This is a genomic window from Streptomyces sp. NPDC048361 (assembly GCF_040651795.1).
In the GTDB taxonomy this organism is placed as follows: domain Bacteria; phylum Actinomycetota; class Actinomycetes; order Streptomycetales; family Streptomycetaceae; genus Streptomyces.
Genome location: NZ_JBEZKW010000032.1, coordinates 65,350 through 86,024, shown reverse-complemented (window position 1 = coordinate 86,024; position 20,675 = coordinate 65,350). Strand labels below are relative to the sequence as shown.

16 protein-coding genes and 4 pseudogenes are annotated in these 20,675 nt (G+C 71.5%); 10 read left to right on the top strand and 10 right to left on the bottom strand.

All coding sequences use genetic code 11. The annotated features are described in order from the left end of the window. A pseudogene (locus AB0D31_RS19865) lies at window positions 1-68 on the bottom strand (repressor LexA); the annotation flags it as partial. Window positions 69-233: 165 nt separating this feature from the next. Here AB0D31_RS19865 and AB0D31_RS19860 point away from each other — a divergent pair. The 3 genes from AB0D31_RS19860 (at window position 234) to AB0D31_RS19850 (ending at window position 3,079) form a co-directional block, all read left to right on the top strand. Next, window positions 234-503: a hypothetical protein gene (locus AB0D31_RS19860; protein WP_362724569.1), complete on the top strand. Its 270-nt coding sequence runs from the start codon at window positions 234-236 to the stop codon at window positions 501-503. Window positions 504-698: 195 nt separating this feature from the next. Beyond that, entirely contained in the window at window positions 699-1,961 is a 1,263-nt protein-coding gene (locus AB0D31_RS19855) for an ATP-binding protein (RefSeq protein WP_362724566.1), read from the top strand. After that, on the top strand, window positions 1,958-3,079 hold the full coding sequence (locus tag AB0D31_RS19850) for a tetratricopeptide repeat protein (RefSeq protein WP_362724563.1): 1,122 nt from the start codon (window positions 1,958-1,960) through the stop codon (window positions 3,077-3,079). The genes AB0D31_RS19855 and AB0D31_RS19850 overlap by 4 nt, the downstream gene beginning before the upstream one ends. Window positions 3,080-3,154: 75 nt before the next feature. Here the strand turns inward: AB0D31_RS19850 and AB0D31_RS19845 are convergent, their stop codons facing one another. After that, window positions 3,155-4,492 carry a DUF6777 domain-containing protein gene (locus AB0D31_RS19845; RefSeq protein ID WP_362724560.1) on the bottom strand — a complete coding sequence of 446 codons (1,338 nt, stop codon included), beginning with the start codon at window positions 4,490-4,492 and terminating at the stop codon, window positions 3,155-3,157. 332 nt (window positions 4,493-4,824) lie between these two features. Between AB0D31_RS19845 and AB0D31_RS19840 the strand changes: the two genes are divergently transcribed. Then, window positions 4,825-6,126: a streptophobe family protein gene (locus AB0D31_RS19840; protein ID WP_362724557.1), complete on the top strand. Its 1,302-nt coding sequence runs from the start codon at window positions 4,825-4,827 to the stop codon at window positions 6,124-6,126. A gap of 15 nt (window positions 6,127-6,141) precedes the next feature. Here AB0D31_RS19840 and AB0D31_RS19835 read toward each other — a convergent pair whose 3' ends face one another. Genes AB0D31_RS19835 through AB0D31_RS19825 form a run of 3 tightly spaced genes read right to left on the bottom strand, consistent with a single transcriptional unit; the run spans window position 6,142 to window position 10,396 of the window. Next, complete coding sequence (locus tag AB0D31_RS19835) at window positions 6,142-7,173, bottom strand: serine/threonine-protein kinase (RefSeq protein ID WP_362724554.1); 1,032 nt, start codon at window positions 7,171-7,173, stop codon at window positions 6,142-6,144. Then, window positions 7,173-8,015, bottom strand: a complete 843-nt coding sequence (locus tag AB0D31_RS19830) for a hypothetical protein (RefSeq protein ID WP_362724551.1) — start codon at window positions 8,013-8,015, stop codon at window positions 7,173-7,175. Before AB0D31_RS19830 ends, AB0D31_RS19835 begins: the two co-directional genes overlap by 1 nt. An 11-nt stretch (window positions 8,016-8,026) precedes the next feature. Next, window positions 8,027-10,396, bottom strand: coding sequence for an FHA domain-containing protein (locus AB0D31_RS19825; protein WP_362724548.1), 2,370 nt, complete (start codon window positions 10,394-10,396; stop codon window positions 8,027-8,029). A 381-nt stretch (window positions 10,397-10,777) separates the two neighbouring features. Here AB0D31_RS19825 and AB0D31_RS19820 point away from each other — a divergent pair, with 381 nt between their 5' ends. Then, a complete protein-coding gene (locus tag AB0D31_RS19820; protein WP_362724545.1) occupies window positions 10,778-11,509 on the top strand; it encodes a maleylpyruvate isomerase family mycothiol-dependent enzyme in 732 nt (243 codons plus the stop codon). A 106-nt stretch (window positions 11,510-11,615) separates the two neighbouring features. After that, window positions 11,616-12,032, top strand: coding sequence for an NAD(P)-dependent oxidoreductase (locus tag AB0D31_RS19815; protein ID WP_362724574.1), 417 nt, complete (start codon window positions 11,616-11,618; stop codon window positions 12,030-12,032). 318 nt (window positions 12,033-12,350) lie between these two features. Here AB0D31_RS19815 and AB0D31_RS19810 read toward each other — a convergent pair whose 3' ends face one another. Then, window positions 12,351-12,761, bottom strand: coding sequence for a peptidase inhibitor family I36 protein (locus AB0D31_RS19810; RefSeq protein WP_362724542.1), 411 nt, complete (start codon window positions 12,759-12,761; stop codon window positions 12,351-12,353). A 158-nt stretch (window positions 12,762-12,919) separates the two neighbouring features. Between AB0D31_RS19810 and AB0D31_RS19805 the strand changes: the two are divergent. Both AB0D31_RS19805 and AB0D31_RS19800 read left to right on the top strand, forming a co-directional pair. Beyond that, a pseudogene (locus AB0D31_RS19805) lies at window positions 12,920-13,432 on the top strand (transposase); the annotation flags it as partial. Between the two features lie 76 nt (window positions 13,433-13,508). Continuing rightward, window positions 13,509-14,117 (top strand): sensor domain-containing protein, encoded by a 609-nt coding sequence (locus AB0D31_RS19800; protein ID WP_362724540.1) that lies wholly within the window; start codon window positions 13,509-13,511, stop codon window positions 14,115-14,117. A 468-nt stretch (window positions 14,118-14,585) separates the two neighbouring features. Here the strand turns inward: AB0D31_RS19800 and AB0D31_RS19795 are convergent, their stop codons facing one another. Further along, window positions 14,586-15,551, bottom strand: a complete 966-nt coding sequence (locus AB0D31_RS19795) for a pirin family protein (protein WP_362724538.1) — start codon at window positions 15,549-15,551, stop codon at window positions 14,586-14,588. A gap of 114 nt (window positions 15,552-15,665) precedes the next feature. Here AB0D31_RS19795 and AB0D31_RS19790 point away from each other — a divergent pair. Together AB0D31_RS19790 and AB0D31_RS19785 are read left to right on the top strand one after the other, a co-directional pair. Beyond that, window positions 15,666-16,022: pseudogene (locus AB0D31_RS19790) on the top strand (tetratricopeptide repeat protein); the annotation flags it as partial. 212 nt (window positions 16,023-16,234) lie between these two features. After that, window positions 16,235-17,284: a M4 family metallopeptidase gene (locus tag AB0D31_RS19785; protein WP_362724535.1), complete on the top strand. Its 1,050-nt coding sequence runs from the start codon at window positions 16,235-16,237 to the stop codon at window positions 17,282-17,284. Between the two features lie 115 nt (window positions 17,285-17,399). Here AB0D31_RS19785 and AB0D31_RS19780 read toward each other — a convergent pair whose 3' ends face one another. From AB0D31_RS19780 to AB0D31_RS19770, 3 genes and pseudogenes are all read right to left on the bottom strand, one after another. Then, window positions 17,400-18,524: a phosphodiester glycosidase family protein gene (locus AB0D31_RS19780; protein WP_362724532.1), complete on the bottom strand. Its 1,125-nt coding sequence runs from the start codon at window positions 18,522-18,524 to the stop codon at window positions 17,400-17,402. A 491-nt stretch (window positions 18,525-19,015) separates the two neighbouring features. After that, the gene (locus tag AB0D31_RS19775) at window positions 19,016-19,507 is read right to left on the bottom strand and encodes a GNAT family N-acetyltransferase (RefSeq protein WP_362724529.1); all 492 of its coding nucleotides are present in this window, start codon (window positions 19,505-19,507) and stop codon (window positions 19,016-19,018) included. 181 nt (window positions 19,508-19,688) lie between these two features. Next, a pseudogene (locus AB0D31_RS19770) lies at window positions 19,689-20,638 on the bottom strand (winged helix-turn-helix domain-containing protein); the annotation flags it as partial. Window positions 20,639-20,675: the final 37 nt, after the last annotated feature.

Below are 20,675 nucleotides of genomic sequence, written 5' to 3'. Positions count from 1 at the left end.
AGGGGGAAGACGTCCTCCACCGACTCCTCGGCGAGGATTGGGCCACCGGCGGCGATCCGGCCGACCAGCGCCTGAGTATGCACACCCGCGATCTGAGTAGCCGGTCGGATACGTGACGCCGGCCGCCCGCGTTGGATGAGGGCATGAACTCATCGGCGTCCGTCTCATCCGCCTCCGCCCCCGCACCCGCTCGTCCTGCGCAGCCCTTGCCGGCAGAGGACCGCACGCGTCTGTTGGCCACCGCGGCGGCACTGCTCTTCGTGCCGACGGCCATGGCGCTCGGCATTCTGCTGCTGATGTCGGAGCGGGTCTCCCGGTGCGTGACCCAGGGCGAATGCCAACCCGGGCTGCCTGGCTGGATGTTCGAATGGAGCGCGGGCGTCGGCGCCGCAGCGCTGCTCGTCGCACTGGTCGCGCCGGCGTCGCGAGTGCGGCGCGCGGCCCTCGTCACCCAGGTACTCGCGGAGGCCGGCGCGCTGCTGGTCATCCTCAGCTACGCCTGACGCCCCGCGGACCACGGAACGGGTCGGAGTCCGTGGTCGCCGCTCAGTGAACAACGCTGTCCGCGGCTCGTCCCGCCGCTCCTCGCGGGTGTCCTGTCGAGCGGCCTCCTGGTGTCCTGTCGAGGGACCTCCGGCCGTGATTGGCCCGCGGAACCCGACGGAAGGCTGGGGGCTTTGTGTCCGTAAGGTGGGCGCATGTCTGAGGTCTCTCCCCTGATACAGAGCCTGCGCACCGCTCTTGAGGCGGCGCCCGGTGACGTGCCGCTGCGGCTGCACCTGGCCGGCTTGTTGCTGGACGCCGGGCATCAGGACGCCGCGGTCACCGAGGTGGCCGTCGCGCTGCAGCACGCACCGGGCGACGGTCAGGCGAAGGCGTTGATGACCCGCGCCCTGGGTGTGCCCTCCCCCGCCGAAGCGCCCCCGCAGAGCCAAGCAAGTATGCCTGCGGAGAACGGAGTTGGCAGCGACTTCAACTGGGGAGCCGCCGCCGACCAGGTCAAGGATGTGATCCCGCCCCGCTTCGTCGAAGCGCCCCTCACCACCGACGGCAGCGGCGACCCCGACGACTCCCCCGCCTGGGACGTCGATGCTCCGGGCACGGTGCGCCTCGCCGACGTCGGCGGCATGCAAGAGGTCAAGGACCGGCTGGAAGCCGCCTTCCTCGCGCCGCTGCGCAACCCCGAACTACGGAAGTTGTACGGCAAGAGCCTGCGCGGCGGTCTCCTCCTGTACGGGCCTCCCGGCTGCGGCAAGACCTTCGTGGCGCGCGCCGTCGCGGGCGAGCTCGGCGCGAGCTTCCTGTCGGTGTCCGTCAACGACGTACTCGACATGTGGGTCGGCAACTCCGAACGCAACATGCACGACGTCTTCGAGACCGCCCGACGCCAGGCTCCCTGCGTCGTGTTCCTCGACGAGCTGGACGCTCTGGGCGGTAAGCGCAGCCGTACGCAGAGCTCGGGCATGCGCAACACCGTCAACCAGCTCCTGACCGAGCTCGACGGCATCAACGCCAGCGCCAACGAAGGCGTCTTCGTGCTGGCCGCGACGAATGTTCCCTGGGACGTGGACATCGCGCTGCGCCGTCCCGGCCGCTTCGACCGCACGCTCCTCGTACTGCCGCCCGACGCCCCGGCACGCGAGACGATTCTCCGCTATCACCTGCGTGAACGCCCCATCGAGAAGGTCGACTTGGGCAAGCTCGTCAAGCTGACCGACGGCCTGTCCGGTGCCGACCTCGCCCACCTCTGCGAGTCCGCGGCCGAAACGGCGCTCCTCGACTCGGTGCGCACCGGTGACGTCCGCATGATCGGCATGAAGGACCTTCTCGGTGCCGCGAAGCAGACGGTGCCCTCGACGGAGCCGTGGTTCGCCGCGGCGCGCAACGTAGCGATGTACGCCAACGACGGCGGCATGTACGACGACCTGGTCGGCTATCTCAAGAAGAGGCGAAAGCTGTGACCGCACCGGACCAAGCCGTCGAACAGGCCCAGGCCCTGATCGAGTTCGAGCGCTATGACCAGGCCCTGGAGCTGCTGGGCCGCCGCGTCGCCGAGGATCCCGATGACCTGGACGCCTGGATCAACATGGCCTTCTGCCACACCTGCAAGGGCGAGCCCGAGCAGGCGTTGCAAGCAGCCGACCAGGCTCTCCGACTGGCCCCCGAGAACTACAGCGCGCTGATGCAGCGCGCTCAGGCGATGGTGCAGCACGGGGGCTGGCTCACTGTCGAACCCGTTCTGCGTGAGGCCGTCCGGGTAGCTCCCGAGAAGTCCTACCCCCGTGCCATGCTCGCCGACACGGTGTGGCGAGTCGCCCTGGTCCGATACGCCCGGACATCCGGCGGGGGGAAGATCAGTGCCGACGCGACCGATCGCATCTCCCGCGAGGCAGCCGACCTGGCCATGGAGGCGCTGCGCCTGGGCCCCGAGGACATCTACGCCCACGAAGTCGCGCAACGCATCGCCAGCGCCTGCGGCAATCGCACCGTCTCCGACCAACTCGACGAGGCCATCCTCCGCATCGACCCCACTCACCCCGGGGCCGTCGGCCGGCAGACGCAGAGGGCCGCCACGTCGCCGGGCGTGGGCGCCACCCGGGCCGCCGAGCTGTACGCGGACGCACTCTCCGGTCAGCCGGACCACCTCTACATGCAGCAGCAACTCGACCGTGCCACCTACCGCCTGCTGCGCGGGACCCGATGGCTCGCCCTGGTCTGTCTGCTGACGGCGGGCGCCATGATCAACCTGTTCCCCTCGGCCGACCGACCGGCCCCCGCACTGCCCGTGCCCATCGGCCAGCGCCTGTGGGTCGTTGTGATCATGGCAGCGGTCTGGGGTTTCGGTGCCTGGCGCCGTTACCGCAAGCTCCGCGTCGGTGTGCGGCTCAACGTCCGCTCGCTGCTTCGCCGCGGCCGCTGGGCCCGCATCGTCGCCGCCCAGTCGGGCTGGGCCCTGCTGTGCGCTCTGCTGGTGGCCGGACCTCCGTGGTCAGCCCTGTCCGGTCCCCGCCTCCTGTTCTGGACCGGGCTCGTGCCCATCGCGGCCACGATCCTGTTCGACAAGAAGAAGACCCGCTGACGCCACAGCGGGGAGGGTGGGCACGCCACGTGTCCCGGCCGGCCCCGCAACTCCTCCGCAGGACCGCGTACCGCGTCATGAACCTCCCTTCGCCCCTGGGGACGAGGGCGGTTGTGCGGGCTCGGACGACGCGGGTGACTCCTCCGGCGCCGAGGCCGAGGAGGGGGGCTGTGTGGCGGGCGACGAGGCAGGTTGCGTGGCGGGCGAGGAGGACGGGGCGGAGGGCGGGGCCGACGTGGGCGGGCAGGGCTTCGCCCGGGACGTGCCGACGGGCAGCGAAACGCAGGGCGACGGACTGCCCGGCGAGGACGACTCCCCGGCGGACGGCGAGGTGGACGGGGGCGAGGAGGGATGGGTCACCGGCGGCTTCGTCTTCGTGTCGCCGGTACCCGAGTCGCCCTTGCGCCGTTCGAACCAGGCGTTGCTGTCCGGGTCGTACACGACGAATTTGTTCACGACGTGCGTGGCGGGCGCCACGACCACGACGTTCGACGGCCGGTACCCGGGCCATGCCTCTCCCGTCCGCTTCGGTGTGCCCTTCTGCGCGACGGGTGGCAGCAGCGGGTTGCCGCAGGCACAGCGCACCCGCGGCACGCCGCGGTCGTCGACGAGCACCGCCGTACCGGCCTGCAGTACGGCCTGGTAGCTGGTGGGAGCACCGTTGCGGTAGCCGTGGTTGGTCACGCGGGTGTCCAACCGCAGCCGTACGGGCGTGAGGGCGCGCAGATAGCCGGGAACACTGGACGGTTCGATGGCGAGGACGGAGGCGAACGCCTTGTTCTTGGCCGGGTCCTTCTGGAGCGCGCCGACCTGCTTCTCCACATCGCAGCTTCCGACGTTCCGCGTTCCGCCGTAGAGGCCGGGTGCGGAGCCGTCGACACCGCGCGTCACATTGGCCGAAGCCGACGAGCTCGGCAGCGGGATCGCAGAGGGCGACGTGGAGTCGGCGCGGGCTGTCGACCCGGTGAAGGGGTCGGGCCCCGACTTGCCCGCGGGCTGGAGGAGGACTTCGCCGCCGGCCTTCGACGAGCCGGACGGGCGAGTGAGGACGACGGCCAGCACCACCGCCGCCACCACGACGGCGGAGATCGCCGCGACGCGGGGCGCGGACTTCCACCACGGGCGGCCCGGCCCGGGGCTCGCACCAGGGCTCGCACCGGAGCCCGCGTTCGGTTCATCGGGCCCGCCGCCGTGGCCGCCGCCGCCGGCCGGACCGCTAGGGGGGCCGCTGCTCGGGGGGCCGCTGCTCGGGGGGCCGGACGGCCGCTGGGCGCCGGGCGGCGGCGTCGATCCGGCGCGGGTCGCGCCCGTCTGGGTGTCGCCAGGCCCGGAGTGGCCCGGCTGCGAAGGGCCCGAGAGCGGGCCCGAAGGCGGTCCTGTGGGGCGTCCTGACGACGGCGGCTCGACGCTCACGAACCCTTCTTCCCTGCGTAGGGGGTCCGGCCGGTCTGGCCGGTCTGGCCTGGGAGGATCTGCACGTCGGAAAATCTGGCGTAGGGGAGATGACCTGGGCGGGGCTACGGGTCAGGCGGGGTGCTGCTGGCGTAGGCGGGGATGTGGTGTGGACGGGGATCTGCGGCGCACGTTTCATCCAGATACATGCCTATTTATGCACCTACGCGCCTATTGTGTGCACCGGCTCCCGGGAGCTCGCAAGCTGACGGTGGGCACCTGATGCGGTCGGCAGCTGACGCGGTCGGCCCTTCCGACGGGCGGGCCGGTCCGGTGCTGCTTAGCGTGACAGCGTGAGCGAGCAGACACCGCCTCGGCGGACAGCGGCGCAACGCGCGGAGCAGGGCCGACGGGCACCCCACGGCTGGCCCCATGCCCTGGTGGCCGTGCTCGCCTCCTTGGTGGCCATGGCCGTCGTCGCCGGGCTGGGCCTATGGGCCGCGGGCGCCGCCGACCTACCCGGCGGGGCGTTCCCGAGTGTCGTGGCGGCCGTCGTCGTGATGGCGGTCGGCGGTTCCGTGGGGCTCTCCGGTGACGCCGGCGCAATCGCCGAGACGAACGCCGGGCTCTCCGTGCTCCCGCTCTCCGTCAGCCTCGCCGGGGCGCTGGCGATCGCCGCCGGATTCCTCCGGCCGCTGCGGCACCGTGCCGTGGCCGGCGCGAAGGAACTCGCCGGTTGGGCCGGCCGGATCGCGGTGCTCTGGCTCCTGTTCCTCATCGGCCTCGGCCTGCTGGCCCGGCACCGCTTCACGATCTCGCTCGGGGACGGCCCCGTCGGCGACATCGGCGGTGTCCTGGACTCGTCGCCCACGGTCGGGTTCGAGACCGACGTGCCGCTGGCCCTCGTCTTCGGACTGCTGTGGCTCGCGGGCGTCCTCACCGTGGTCCTGCTCGTCTCGCGCGGGGCGCCGCTCCCGGCCCGCCTGCTGCGGTTCCAGGAGTCCGTACGCCCCGCGGCCTTCGCCATGGTGGTCCTGCTGCTGTCGTACGTCGCCCTGGGGTTCGTCATCGGCATCGTCGTGGCCGTGGCGAAGGGGCATGCCGCCCAGACGCTCGCGGTCCTGCTGCTCGGGCTGCCCAACATCGTGTGGCTAGCCTTCACGCTCGGCCTCGGCGCGTCCTGGGAGGGCCGGGTGGACGGACCGTTCGGGCTGCCCATGCCGCAGGTCCTCGACGCCGTACTGCGCACACCGGACAACTCCACGCTCAGCCTCAACACGCTCGCCGACCACGATGGCCGAGTCTGGTGGCTGCTCGTCGTAGCGGCGGTCCTGGTGCTGGCCGCCGCGTTCCTGATGGCGGCCCGGTCCCCGGCGCGGATGCGGCTCTGGCAGCACGCCGTGCACATGGCGGTGGCGCTGACTCTCACGGTGCTCGCCGTCTGCCTCCTCGCCGGCGTGTCCGCCCACGCCGGCCTCTCGCTCCTCGGCATCGGGGATCTCGGCGGCGGCCTGTCCGGCCTGGTGGAGCTGCGGCCCCGGCTGTGGCGGGCCCTGGTCCTGGCCGTGGCCTGGGGGCTGGTCTCGGGGTTCCTCGGCGCCCTGTTCGCGCGCCGGGTCCACCGGCGGGGGAACGTGGAGTCGGGTCCCGCCTGAGCCGGGCGTCGCGGGTCAGCCGGCCAGTCCCCGGAAGACCGGCCGGGCCCAGCGGGGCGGCGCGGGAGGCGGGCCGGTGTCGGACGGCGCCCCCACCACCTGGCGGTCCACCCGTGTCGGAGGGTGGCCCGTCGTACTGCCTCCCGTGGCCGCGGCCCGCAGCGCTGCGGTGAATGCGAGGCAGGAGCCGTACCGGTCCTCGGGGTTCTTGGCCAGCGCCTGCGCGAAGACTCCGTCGAGGGCGGCGGCGACACCGGGCCTCTTCTCGGTAAGGCGGGGCGGCTCGTCGTACTGATGGGCCCAGAGGAGGGCGATGTCGTCGTCACGCTGGAACGGCGGGCCGCCCGCCATGGTCTCGTACACGACGCAGGCGAGGCTGTAGACATCGCACCGGCCGTCCACCGGGCGGCCCGAGATCTGCTCCGGGGCCACGTAGTCGAGGGTCCCGACGAACTGGCCCACGGTCGTGAACCCGGTCAGCGAGAGCGACTTCTTGGTGAGGCCGAAGTCCGTGAGGTAGGCGTGCTCCGGATGGTCGCTGTCTGTGCCCTTGGCCACGAGGATGTTGCCGGGCTTGACGTCGCGGTGGACCAGACCGTGGTCGTGTGCCGCGTCGAGGGCGGACGCGACCTGCGTGGCGATGCGGAGGGCGGCTTTGACGGAGAGCGGGCCCGCGTGGTCGAGCAGATGACGCAGATCGCGCCCGGGAACGTACCGCATGGCGATGTAGAGCACCCCGTCCGTCTCGCCCGCCTCGAAGACGGGCACGATGTGCGGGTGCTCGATCGCGGCGGCCACGCGTGACTCGTACGTGAAGCGCTGCCGGAAGGTGTCGTTGCGTGCGAGTTCGGGGGCGAGCAGCTTGAGGGCGACGGTACGGTCGAGGCGCAGGTCCTTGGCACGGTAGACGACGGCCATGCCGCCCCGGCCGATCTCGCCCTCGACCCGGTACCCCGCGATCTGCTGCCCGATCAGCTCGGACGGCCGCCCGGAGTGCGGGCTCGGGCCGGACTCCCCCGGTACGGGCCCCTCCGGTGCGTGTGCCATCAGCCTTCACCGGGCCGGCGCCACGGCGCAGGACTGGGGCGGGGGTCGGCGTCGGCGTCGGGGTCGGGGTCGGGATGGGGATCGGGGGCGGTCGCCTCGGGCGGGAGGTGCGGGGCCGGCCGCCCACCGTTCTGTACGGGCCGCCCGCCCTGCGAGGTATCCGGCACGGCCGGGACCAGAGCGGTGGGTTCCTCGTCGGGCGACGGGATCCCCCTCTCGACCACCTGCGTCAGTTCCGGCCCCACCGGCCCCACCTCGTCAGGAACGCCCCCGCCCCCGTCACCAACGCTCACGCTCACGCCCCCGTCCCAGGCGCCCGCACCCCCGTCAGCTCCACCGCGCCCCTCGACGCTCGGCTCGTCTCCCTCCCCCGCCGCGTACGTACTGAGCCGCATCCCGTCGCAGTACACCCACCGCTCGTGCTCGGCGTCGTACAGCCACACCGATTCGCCGTCCACGACCATCCCCACCCGCAGTCCGCGCGTCCGGCGTCGGAAGGACTCACCGTCGGCGCTGCCGCCCGCCAGGTCCTCGGCCGCGCGCCGGTAGACGGCGACGGCGTCCTCGGACCTGGCCAGGAGCGGGCGCGGGTCGGCCGTCCGGGTCAGCGGGCCGCCCGCGCCCGGCGGATCCCGGGGCACCGCGACCAGGAGCCGGCCGTCGACCCACGCCGACCAGCCGTTGGCGCAGACGATCCGGCCCCAGTCGCCGAGCCGGTCGACCAGGTGCACGGGCAGCAGCGCGTCCAGTGGCGTCGTCGGACGGTTGACGTCGGGTGCCTCCCAGGCGGGCAGCCCGTCCTGGGGGACGACATGTGTGGGGCGGAAGTCCGCAGTGGTCATCGCCGGAGCTCCTACTTCCGCATGACGGCGGGTTCGTGGCGGCGCAGCAGCCGCGCGACCGCGTATCCGAAGACGGCCGAGAGGACGACCAGCATGCCCATGTTGAGCAGCCAGACACCCGCGGAGTGCTGGAACAGGGGGTCGGTGGTCAGGTCCCCCGGGACGATCCTGCCGAGCCCGATGGTCCCCGCCATGGCACCCAGCGCCCAGCGCGACGGCACGAGCCACGCGAGCTGCTCGACGCCGGGCACCCCGTTCAGTTTGAGGAGTGCGCCGCAGAACACCACTTGGACGATGGCGAGGAGCACGAGCAGCGGCATCGTCACCTCTTCCTTGCGTACAAGGGCCGACACGAGGAGCCCCAGCATCATGGCGGTGAACGCCAGCAGGGCCACCGCCAAGGTGACCTCCACCAGTGGCGGCAGGAGCACCCCTGCGCCGCCGGGTGCGTTGAGGTCGACGCCGAGCAGGGCGACCAGGGTCAGGACGACGGCCTGCAGCACAGTGATCGTGCCCAGTACGACGACCTTGGACATCAGGTACGCCGATCTGGAGAGCCCCACCGCCCGTTCTCGCCGGTAGATGACGCGCTCCTTGACCAGCTCGCGGACGGCGTTGGCGGCGCCGGTCAGAACTCCGCCCACGCAGAGGATGAGCAGCGCGTTCATCGCGGTCTCCTGCGTCAGCCTGCTCCCCGCGAGGGCGCGCGCCATGGCGCCCATCACGAACGGCAGCGCGATCATGATCGCGAGGAATGTCCGGTCCGCGCCGAGCGCGGCCGCGTACCGCCGTACCAGCGTGCGGAGTTGGGACCCCCAGCTCTGCGGCTTCGGCGGCGGCGCGAAGGGTGTGGCCGTGGCCTGGCCGGTCGGCGCGAGGGGGCCGGGGAAAGGCTGCGCCGAGGAGTTGGCGATGTACTGCTGATGGAACGGCGATTCCCGGTAGTCCCGGGCCCAGTCGCGGTCATGGTCGCCTTCGAAGGCTTCGAACGCCTCCGGCCACTCGGCGAAGCCGAAGAACGCGAGCGCGTCCCGCGGCGGCCCGTAGTAGGCGATCCGGCCGCCCGGGGCGAGGACAAGGAGCCGGTCGCACACGTCGAGGCTGAGCACGCTGTGCGTGACGACGATGACCGTGCGGCCGTCGTCGGCGAGGCCGCGCAGCATGTGCATCACCGAACGGTCCATGCCCGGGTCGAGCCCGGACGTCGGCTCGTCGAGGAAGAGCAGCGACGGTTTGGTCAGCAGTTCGAGTGCGACGCTCACGCGTTTGCGCTGGCCGCCGGAGAGGCTGTGGATGGGCTGGTCGACGCGTTGTTCCAGGCCGAGTTCGCGGATGACCTCGTCGACTCTGGCCCGGCGTTCCGCTTTCTCGGTGTCCTGGGGGAAGCGGAGCTCGGCGGCGTATCCGAGGGCGCGGCGCACGGTCAGCTGGGCGTGAAGTATGTCGTCCTGCGGTACGAGACCGATGCGCTGGCGCAGCTCCGCGTAGTCGCGGTAGAGGTCGCGGCCGTCGTAGAGGACGGTGCCGCCGTCCGCGGGGCGCAGCCCGGTGAGGGCATTGAGCAGGGTGGACTTCCCCGCGCCGCTGGGCCCGACGACGGCAAGCAGGCATTTTTCGCCCACGGGGAAGGAGACCTGGTCGAGAAGGGTCTTGCGGCCCCGGTCGACGGCGACCGTCAGGCCCTGGACGTCGAGCGACACCTCGCCCGTGTCGACGTACTCCTGCAGCTCGTCACCCACGAGGCAGTACGCGTGGTGGCCGACACCCACGATGTCCCCCGGCGCGACCGGGGCACGGGCCACCGGCTGGCCGTTGAGGTAGGTGCCGTTGTGGCTGCCGACGTCGACGATCTCGTACGTACCGTCAGCGAGGAGTCGCAGTTCGGCGTGCCGACGGGAGACGACCAGGTCGTCGATGACCACGTCATTGTCCTCGGCGCGGCCGATACGGACCGTGCGGGCGGGCAACGGGCGTACGCTCGTCGGCTGCCGGAAGGTGCCCGTGGCCGAGGGCACGCTGACGGAGGACGGGCGCTCGGCGGCGACGGGCTCGGGAGGAGCACGGCCGACGAGCACCGCACGGGGGCCGTCCGTGAGGCTGCCGAAGCGGATGACGCTGCCCGGCCCGATGTCCCACTCCTGGATGCGCCGTCCGTCGGTGTACGTGCCGTTGGTGCTGTGCTCGTCCTCGATCGTCCAGTGGTCGAGCTCGGCATGGAGGACGGCGTGGTGCCAGGAGACGCGGGCGTCGTCGAAGACGATGTCGCTCAAGGGGTCGCGCCCCACGTGATAGTCCCGGCTCGGGCTCATCACCGTGGAGCCGATGTCCGTCTCCAGGACGAGCTCGGGCGCAGTCGCCGCACGGGACCGCCACTCTCCCATGACCCGAATTCTACCCATTCCGCCACTTTCCCGCCTGGGCCGGAGGTGGGCGTACGCACTCGGCGGGGACGAGCATCTGGGCGAGCCCCTCCCCGGGGCCGGTCCACCCCAGTTGTTCCGACGGGCGGAGCCCGGCCCCCAGCAAGCCGTCACGGACGAGCCAAGCAACCCATGCGCAGCGCCCACAGGCGACGGCGGTCGTAGTCCGGGACGCGAATGTCGTGGCGCTGGCACCGCACCAGTCGTCGCCGCACCAGTCGTCGCCGAAGACGGATCGCGGTCCTGGACCTTCTCTCCGGACGGTGAAGGGGTGCGGGCGGGTGCGGGCCGTCCCCGGGGGGAACAGGTACAGGACGCGCGGACACCGAACGGAGACACCCCGTGGCATACGACGAAAGTGGGGCGCCCACCGCCCTGTTGCCCCTGCTGCGCACGTCCGTGGACCGGTTGCACGCCTCCGCGGCGACCTTGACGGACGACGACGTACGGGCTCCCTCGCTGCTGCCCGGCTGGACCCGCGCGCACGTACTCACACACATCGCCCGCAGCGCCGACTCGCGCACCCGGCTGCTGACCGCAGCCCGCACGGGCGCGGACCTTGCGCAGTACGCGGACGAGGCGCAGCGGGAGCGGGAGATCGAGGAGGGCGCCGGGCGGGCGGCCGCCGAGCTGGCCGCGGACCTGCGCGGTGCGCTGGGCGGATTCCTGACGGCCGCCGCCGGACATCCGGACACGGCCTGGGAGGTGCCGGTGCGCTGGCTGGGCGGAGGGATGCGCCCCGTGCGGGGCGCCGTCGGCAGCCTGTTGCGTGAGGTCGAGGTCCACCACACCGACCTGAGGTGTGGTCACCGGCCCGCGGACTGGCCCCCGTTCTTCGTCGCCCGCGAACTCGCCGCCACGGCGGCCAGACTGCGGGAGAGCGACGACGTACCCGGCATGGTGCTGATCGCCGACGAGGACCGGGTGCTGTGGCCGGTCGGCGACGGGCGCGGGCCACGCGTGTCGGGTCCGGCGGCGGCTCTCCTGGGCTGGCTGACCGGCCGCGCGGACGGGCACGGCCTCACCGTCGCCCCGCCCGGCCCACTGCCGGACGTGCCCGCCTGGCGGCGCTGACCGGACGACCCCGCCGGGCCAGTGCCGGCCAATGAGCGGGCCTGTTGCCGAGAGGGGATTTGCCGCTGGGGTGGTGCGAGGTGTCGCGTTCCCGGTCGCGGACGTGATGCAGCTCACTTCGGCCAGGGCTCTCGTGATCGGGTTGCCGGTGGTGCGGCAGAGTGGCCGCATGGGAACGAGTCTTGGAACCGTGGTGGTCACCGGTGCGGCGGGGCGAGTTGGGTCGGCGGTGCGGGTCGGCTTGCGTGGCGAAGTCGAGCGCTTGGTACTTGTTGATCGTGTTGAGCTGGCTGCGCAGGACGCGGTCGAGGACGTGCGGCAGTTCGACCTGCGTGACGCCGAGGCCGTGACGGCGGCCTTGGCGGGTGCCGATGCAGTGGTGCATCTGGGCGGGGTCCCGGATGAGGCGCCCTTGCCGGACCTGCTGGACGGCAATGTTCTGGGGACGCATAACGTGCTGGAAGGCGCGCGGCGGCAGGGGGTCGGGCGGGTGCTGCTCGCCAGCAGCAACCGTCCCTTGTAGGCCTTCACGCGGTCAGGACGGATCGTGGCCGGCCCGGTCGCGTGCGAGCCTCGCGGACTTTGGCCAGCACGGTTTCGAACTGCGGTGAGCCCCGGCGTCGTTCTGCCATGAAAACAAACGCCATGGGTCCTCATCCTGCTCGACAGCCAAGCAGCTTGACGGTGGTGAACTCACCTCGTGAGGGAGCCGGCCCATGACCCTCGGTGCAGGCCGCCCGGCGTTTCCTTGCGTGTCCGGGCGACGCCACGCGAGACGGGCGAGTGCGCGGAGAGGACTCGCGCGGCTCCACGCGGCCTTCGGCAGGCGCATGCCCTCACATCAGTCGTAGACGCAACTGCTGATACCGGCCGGCAGCTGGCGGTACGAGCTCACCCGGTTGCGCCACGAGACGGGGAGGTTCACTTTGGCCCCGGCTGCGATGCGCACGTAGTTTCCACCGTAGTCCTTGTCCCAGTAGACACAGATGTTCCGAGTGGAGTTGTTCACCACGGAGTTGGCCCGGTCATTCCATCCATAGTCCGTCAGGTTCTCGTTGTACTTGGGCTCGTTGGAGTCAGTGTAGATGTCGCCGACGGCGTTGTTCCCATCCCACATGCACCAGGTGGCACGCGGACAGTCCGACCACGCGTCCGGTCCGGTGAGTGACTGCTGAACGGCCGCGGCAGTACCGCATGACAAGAGAACAGCGGTCAGCGTGACGGTGCCAAGTGCTCCGGAAACCCTGTTCATCCAACTGCCGCCCTTCCGTGTGGCCCTATGTGCCGGGAAGCTGTGTGCACGCCCCTTGAGCAAGATGCATTCCCCTTGTCGGGGTCGACCGAGACTTCACCGAACGTCCCTGCCACCGACACACGGCAAGCAAGCCGCGAGATCTGCCTCGCCGATTCCCACGGCTGACACGCCGGGCCGCCTGACTCGGGCCACGACGGACCACTGCCCCTCATCGAGGGCACCGTAATCCGCCTGACTGTCGAGAAACTTCCCTCCGGCGGGCTGAACAAGCCGGTCTGGCTGTGGTGGTCCAAGGACGATGGCACCGAAGCCGACGTCGACCATGGCTGATCATCACCGCCCATACACAACTTCGCCTCCCCCGCCCCCTTGCGGCAGACCTCCGTCGTCCCTGGGAAAGACCCGCTCTGCCGAACAAACTCACCCTCGCCCGGGTGTGACGCGGGTTCAGGAACCTCCACACGAAATACCCACCGCTGGCCCGTGCGCCAACACCCACCAGACCCGGCCCCGGGCGGCCACGCGGCTCCGCCAACCATCACCGAGCTGATCGCTACGGGGCAGGCCAACTCCTCGTCACCGGCGAGCTCTGCCAGCGACCCACACACCACAAGAAAGGCACCAAACCCAGACGCGCCACGGGACAATCGACCGGCCCAGCGCGTTAGGGGTGGGGGAAACCGAACCACCGATGTCCGTACAGGCACGATCGACCCCGGGCCCCGCGGGCGCGAGCCTGAGGGCATGGACATCACACAGCCCCCCCTCGGCCGCAGCGGCCGCCCCACTGGCCGGATCGCCGTGATCCTTCGTGAGCCCTTCCGTGCCCTGACCTGGCGTCGCTTCGCTTACATCGTGCTCGCGCTCCCCGTCGGCGTCCTCTGCATCCCGCTTGCCCTGGTCGGCGGACCAGCAGGCCGCATCCAGCGTGCTCTGGCCCAACGCCTGCTCGGCGTACAAGTCGAAGCGCCGGAACACAGCGGCCCGTTGACGCTCGTGCACGCAGTGATCAGCACGCCACTGAACCTCGTCGCGGCCTTGTTCTCCGGCCTCTTCTGGTTCGTCGTGGCAATCAACCTCGGCTATCCGTTGCGGCCCGACAACGACACCTCCGGCTCCTGGGGCGGCCCGACGATGGCCGGGGCCTGGGCGGTGCACGCCGTGGGCGGGCTGGGCTTTCTCCTCGTCGCTCCCTGGGTCATCAAGGGGTTCACCTCGCTGCAGGCCCGCCTCGTCAGGGACTTCCTCGGCGCGGACCCCAGCGGCCTCCTGAAGACCACAAGCCTGGGGCTGACGATCGCAGCGCTGTGCTGGCTGCTGTCGATCCCGCTGATCCACCAGGCCCAGGGTTGAACCCCATGCGAACCCTGCGGGCCCTCCCTCACGTTCCCGTGCGCTCCTTGGTGGGAGCACGGAATGAGGCACAGGCCACCCGCGTCTCCCCTGAACTGCGAAAACACGAATCAAGTTCGAGGAATATTCGACGCCGGAGGATAAACGACAAGCTTAGGGGGAGCGCGAGGAAAGTCAGCTCGGGCGAAGCGGCCGTGCTGAGTAGTGACTCATGGGCCCTTACCTCCCCCTCCAGGGGATGCTGCGACAGCGCCGCTCCGACCCTACCGAGCACTCGCCTGGTGGTTGTTCGATCCCCACACATGCTCTGCGCAGGCGTGACGGCATCCGCTCGTGCAGCGCGCGGGGGCCCTCGGCCCGGAGTCGGTAGGCGCCCGAAGTCAGCAATGCCGTTTTCGCGCTGTCACCGGCGGCACCAACCACGCGCTACCTCAATCACCCCGGCATCTGTTCCAAGATTCCCGCAGTTCAGCGCACCCGTCCCCGCGGTTTCAGGGGCACTGGCGGGAGTTCGGGGGCCGGGATGGGCGGGCCGTCATAGCCCTTCACCTCGCCGAAGCGCGAGCCCGTCATCCACTCCGAACGGGCCTGCTGGATCTCGTCGTTGGTACGGCCGACGAAGTTCCACCACATCAGGATCTCCTCCTCGAACGGCTCGCCTCCCAGCAGCATCACGGCCGCGTCCGAGTCGGCGCGTACGGGGAGTTCGGTGCGGCCGCAGCCGAGGTAGAGCATCGAGCCGGGGAGTACGGGCACGCCGTCCACGTGGGCCTCGCCCGACATCGCGAGGACGGCGTACTCGAAGTCCGGGTTCAGGGGGAGCCTCGCGTCGGCGCCTGCCGTGAGGGACAGGTCGGCGCCGACGATCGGGGTGTAGGTGGAGCCGGGCGAGAGCGCGCCGTCGAGTTCGCCCAGGATGATGGTGGCGTCGATGCCCGGCGCCGAGACGTGGGGCAGTTCCGCGTGGTGCTGGAAGTGCGGCTCGACGTTGCGGTGGGCATCGGGCAGGGCCACCCATAGCTGGGCCCCGTGCAGGGAGCGGCTGTGCGACCTGGGGGTTTCCTCGGAGTGGCTGATGGCGCGGCCCGAGGTCATCAGGCCGAGCTCCCGGGGGCGTACGGTCTGGAGGCTGCCCAGACTGTCCCGGTGCAGCACCTCCCCCTGGTGCAGCCAGCTCACGGTCTGCAGGCCCATGTGGGGGTGCGGTGCCACCTGCATGCCGGCTTCGTCGGCGATGTCGTCCGGGCCGTAGTGGTCGACGAAGGCCCAGGCGCCGACCATCCGGCGGCCGAGGTTCGGCAGCAGCCGGCGCACTTCGGTGGACTCGCCGAGCCGCACGGTGCGCGGCGAGAGGAGCTCACGCACCGGCTCTCCCACGACGAAGCCGCGCCCGCCGCAGACGGACAGCGTGGGCCGGCGATCGAGATTGCTCATGCGGTCAACCTACTCTCCCGCCGCAGCCCCACCACAGTGATGGAATGTTCAACCACATGTCGGCGTTCAGCACACCATACGGTCCCGGAGCGGGCCCCTCGGACGGGAAGTGTCATGAGCGCGGTACGCGGTGAACAGAGCGACGGCTACTACGAGTTCGGCACCCCGGCCGAGCGCTGGGAGCGGGCCTCGCTGTTTTTCGAGGCCAAGGAGTACGTGACGGCCGCGGCCATCCTGACCGGACTGGTCGCCGAGGTGCCCGAGCAGGTGGCCCCCCGCCTACTGCTCGCCCGCGCCTACTACCACTCCGCCCGGCTGGCCAAGGCCGAGGCGGAACTGCGCGCCGTGCTCGAACGCGACCCGGTGGAGAGTTACGCCACGCTCATGCTGGGCCGCACCCTGGAGCGCCAGGGCCGAGGGGAAGACGCGGCGTCCTATCTGCGCGTGGCCGCCGCACTGGAGGGTCAATTCCCGCAGCGCGGAGGGCCGTTCACGGACGCGTCGACCGCCGGCCGCCGAGTGCGCCCGGCCGCCACCCCAGACCCGCTCGACCCGGAGAACCCCACCCACATCGCCTAGCACGGATGCCCCTCCCTGGCGAGGGGCACCCTTCGGGCAGCACATTTCAGCCAACTCGACTGCGCGCGGTGACAGTTCAATCACTCTGTGCCACATTGCTGCTCATGAGCAATCCCGCCGTTTTCTGCACCGTCGTACCTCCCCACGTCCTCGACCGGCTCGCCCAGCACGAGGACCCCACGGTGTCCGGGCCCGCCCGCCGCACCCTGGAGCACGACGCCCAGCTGCGCACCCAGCGCCGGATCACCACGGTCCGCGCCACCGCCGCCCCCACCGGCACCCCGTCCGACAAGCCCCTGCGCACGATCTACGACGCAGGGCACCAGGAGACACTCCCCGGCACGGAGGTGCACACCGAGAGCGATCAGCCCTCGTCCGACGCCACCGTCAACCGCGCGCACGCCGGGCTCGGTGCCACGTTCGAGTTGTATCTGAAGGCGTACGGACGCCGCTCCATCGACGACTCCGGGCTGCCGCTGCTCGCGTCCGTGCACTACGGCGAGGCGTACGACAACGCGTTCTGGAACGGCGAGCAGATGGTGTTCGGCGACGGCGACGGGGAGCTCTTCCTCGACTTCACGCTGCCGGTCGACGTCATCGGCCACGAGCTGACGCACGGAGTCACGCAGTACACCGCCAACCTCGACTACTTCGGCCAGTCGGGCGCGCTCAACGAGTCCGTCTCCGATGTGTTCGGCTCGCTCATCAAGCAGTACGCGCTCGGCCAGAGCACCGATCAGGCGGACTGGCTCATCGGCGCCGGGCTGCTCGGGCCCCGCATCCACGGCGAGGCGCTCCGCTCGATGAAGGCGCCCGGCACCGCGTACGACGATCCCCAGCTCGGCCAGGACCCCCAGCCGGCCGTCATGGACGACTACGTACGCACGAGCCGCGACAACGGCGGGGTGCACATCAACTCGGGCATCGCCAACCACGCCTTCTACCTGGCGGCCACCGCGCTCGGCGGCAACGCCTGGGAGCGGGCCGGGCGGATCTGGTACGCCACGCTCACCGGCGGCCAGCTCGGCACGGACGCCCAGTTCGCCGACTTCGCCCGGCTGACCGCGCAGACCGCGCGCGGTCTCTACGGTGACGGGGACGAGATCCAGGCGGTGCTCAAGGCCTGGTCCCAGGTCGGCGTGCCGGCGACCTAGCGCCCACGGTGCGCGTGGCGGCCCGGCCGCACGGGACCGTCACGCGCACCCGGCCGCGACCCCAAGCCTTATTTGCGCATCCACGCAAGTAGGTGCCGGAACGCCCCCTGCTCGCTCACTTCGCGTAGACGGCGACGAAGTCCCTGGTGGCCTGGTTGTAGTAGCGCTCTGGCGGGTTCTCGAAGTCGAGGATGTTGATGGGCTCGGGATGGGCCGGGCTCTTCGCGCCGTCGTAACTCATGAAGGAGGGCCAGGCGCGGTTCATGTCGAGCGGCATCGCGCGCACGGCGCCCGCCTGCCGCATGAGCTCGGCCAGGGTGCGGGCAGTGAGGGCCTGGCCGACGACCATGATGACGTCGCCCTGCGCGGTCACCCCGACACCCGAGCGTTCCACGAACATGCGGCTCTGATCGGTGGCGCCCCACTTGGCGTCGACGTCGATATCCGGGACGACCTGGCCGTTGTCGACCATCAGCTCAAGACACTGGCGTACGCCGACGACGTCGGGCGCCATCCGCACGTCGCGCCCCCACTGGCCGATCTTGATCGAGCCGTCCTTGTAGAACACCTCCGACGCCGCACCGTCGCGCAGTTCTCCGGCCGTCTCGCCGTGAAGGTAGAAGCCGCCGCGCGAGCCGCCGTCGGTGACCTTGAAGCCGCCGTTCCATGTGGCAAGCAGACCGGTGCGGCTGCCCTCCGGGATGGTGGGCGGCACATCGAAGGAGCCGCCCGGCTCCCGCACCCCGGGGTGCAGTTCGAAGCGCGCCTTCTTGCCGCTGATCCAGGCGACGGCCGCCTGGTAGGAGGTGTGGTCGCCGTCAGGACGTACGTAGGTGCCCTGCACCACGGGTTCGCCGTGCGCGGCGCTCAGGACGCGCCACACTCCCTCGCCGGGCAGGCCCGGGGTGACCAGTGGCCGCATCGGGGTGCGCAGGGGTACGCCCCGGTGGCTGATCGGCACGGCCGGGGCCGTCGCCTTCATGCGGGCCAGCGCCGCACTGGGCAGCGCCCCGCCGACCTGGGGCGGGTCGAGTTCGTACTGGAGGTTCTCCAGCTTGTCGACGACCGGGCCCAGCTCGTGTTCGCGGGCCCAGCCGGCGAGCCGGGCCGCGGTGCTGTCGTCGCCGGGGTAGGTGAGGGCCTCCCCCACCGAGTAGCCGAGCGTGCCCACGCAGAGCAGGCCCACCGCGAGCGCTCCGCGGGTGGCCAGCCTGCGCCGCTTGAGCTGATGCGGTGTCAACTGGCTCCGGGATCTCCACGGCACCAGGCGCCGCCGGCCGGCCGCTCCCCCCGCGGCGGTGGCCCCCGCGTCCGGACCGCTTCCGCCCTGACCGCTTCCGCCCTCCGGACCGCTCCCGCCCTGTCGAGCGCCGCCGTCCACCGACCGTCCCGCCCTGTCCGCCATGTCCGCCCTCTTTCGGCCTTGCGAAGACCTCGCGGCCTCCTCGCGCGAAGGCTTTCCCCTCCGCGGGCGGCGGCCAGGGACGGCCCGCCATGCCGCTTGACAACATAAGCGCGCTTATCCGACATATCGACCGGTGTGGCGCGACCGGATGACCCGTCCCGTACGTCGCCGACTCATCGCGCTTCCGGCCAAGTGACGGGGGCTCACCTCCCCGGCCACACCGGCCGGAGCACGCCGGCGCCCGCTTCGGACCACGGCACCGAAGGGGCCTCGCATCCCGCGAGGGCCCGCGAAACACCCGCCACTCGCCGCGCGAGCAGCCCCAACTAGCCTTCCCCTGTGGAGAGTTCGAGTTCGGGCCGGTCCCACATCACCGCGGGCGGACGCGCCTGCACGGTGCCGGTCCGCCGCGCGCCCACCCCGAGGTAGAAGCCCTCGGCCGGCGGGTGCGAGACGATCCGCACGCTGTCGATGCCCGCGGCGCGCGCCTCACGCTTCAGGTGGGCGATCAGGAGGCGGCCGACGCCGAGGCCCTGGGCGGCGTCCGCGACGAACATCAGGTCCAGCTCCGGCGGGCTCAGGATCAGGGCGTAGAAGCCGAGCACCCGGTCGTCCGGGCCGAGCGCCACGAAGACCTGATGGGCTTCGATGTAGTCCGGGCCGACCCGGTACCCGGCGATCATCGGCGCGTACGGACCCTCATAGGCACGCGAGGTGCGGACGAGGCGGGTCAGCCGCTTGGCGTCGCGCGCCACCGCCCGGCGGACCCGCACCCCGCCCTGCGCCCCGCCATCCGAATCCGTAACGCGTGAAGTCATGAAGAGAGTATTACCCAGGTGGGGAATGGGGGAGCGATGCCCCTCGGCCCCGCTCGGGCTCGGCCCCGCTCGGCTGCCGCCGCTCGGCGGCCGCCGCGACGGGCACGTCCCCGGGTGAGCCCCGCTCGGCAGCCTGCGCGACGGGCACGACTCCGGCCAGGCCCCGCTCGGCGGCCGCCGCGACGAGCACGTCCCCGGCCGGGCTCCGGTAGTAGAGGACCGAGCGTCCCGAGCGCCGCCGGCCCACCAGCCCGGCGTCGAGCAGGACCTTCAGGTGGCGGCCCACCGAGCCGAGACCCTGGCCGGTCAGGGCGACCAGATGGGTGGTGCTCTTCGGGGCGCCCAGCAGGACGAGCACGCCCGCGCGAGCCGGCCCGAGCAGGGCGCGCAGGGCCTCGGGGGCCGGCGGCCGGTCCGCGTCGGCCAGCGCGCCGGTGCACGTGTACACGACGGCGTAGTGGTCGCGGTCGTCCCAGGTGAGCCAGCGGTGCCGCGGCGTGACCGGCAGGAACAGCAGCTGGGCCGCCGAGATGTCCTGCGGCGCATGGTCGTCGGCGTTGATCTGGAGCCGGCTCTCGCCGAGCCAGCGCATCCCGGGCCGCATGCCGTCGAGCACCGCGGCCCAGCCGCCCCGGCTCAACTGGCCGGTGCGCGCGACGATGTCGGCCTCCATGACGCGCCGCCGGCGCGGCCAGTCCGGCCGGACCGCGCGCTCCCACACCCAGTCGAGCAGGTCGGCCGTGCGCTCGGGCAGATCGGAGCGGAGCAGCATGGCGGGCAGCGGGCCGCCGATCGTCTCGGCCAGGTCGGCTTGAACGGTCGCTGTCGGGGTGGCGCGGATCTCCGTCAGCTCCTCGTGGAAGGAGCGCTCGCCGTCACCGGTGGGCGTGGGAACGAGGTAGTCCGCGGCCAGCGCGCGGTGCGCACGGCCGTCATCAGCCGCGCCGTGACCGGGTCGTTCGCCAACCGGGCCCGGAACGCGGGCAGATGGGCATCGAGCCAGGCGCCTTCGCCGGGGTGGGCGGCCGCCGGTGCGAGCAGCGCGAACAGGCTCGCGGTGGCCTCGGCCAGGGGCGATACGAGGAAGCGGCTGCCCGCCAGGGTGTCCGCGCCGACCTGCCACCACCCCAATGTTTCGCCTCCCCGCGCAACAGTAACGTCCGCGTGG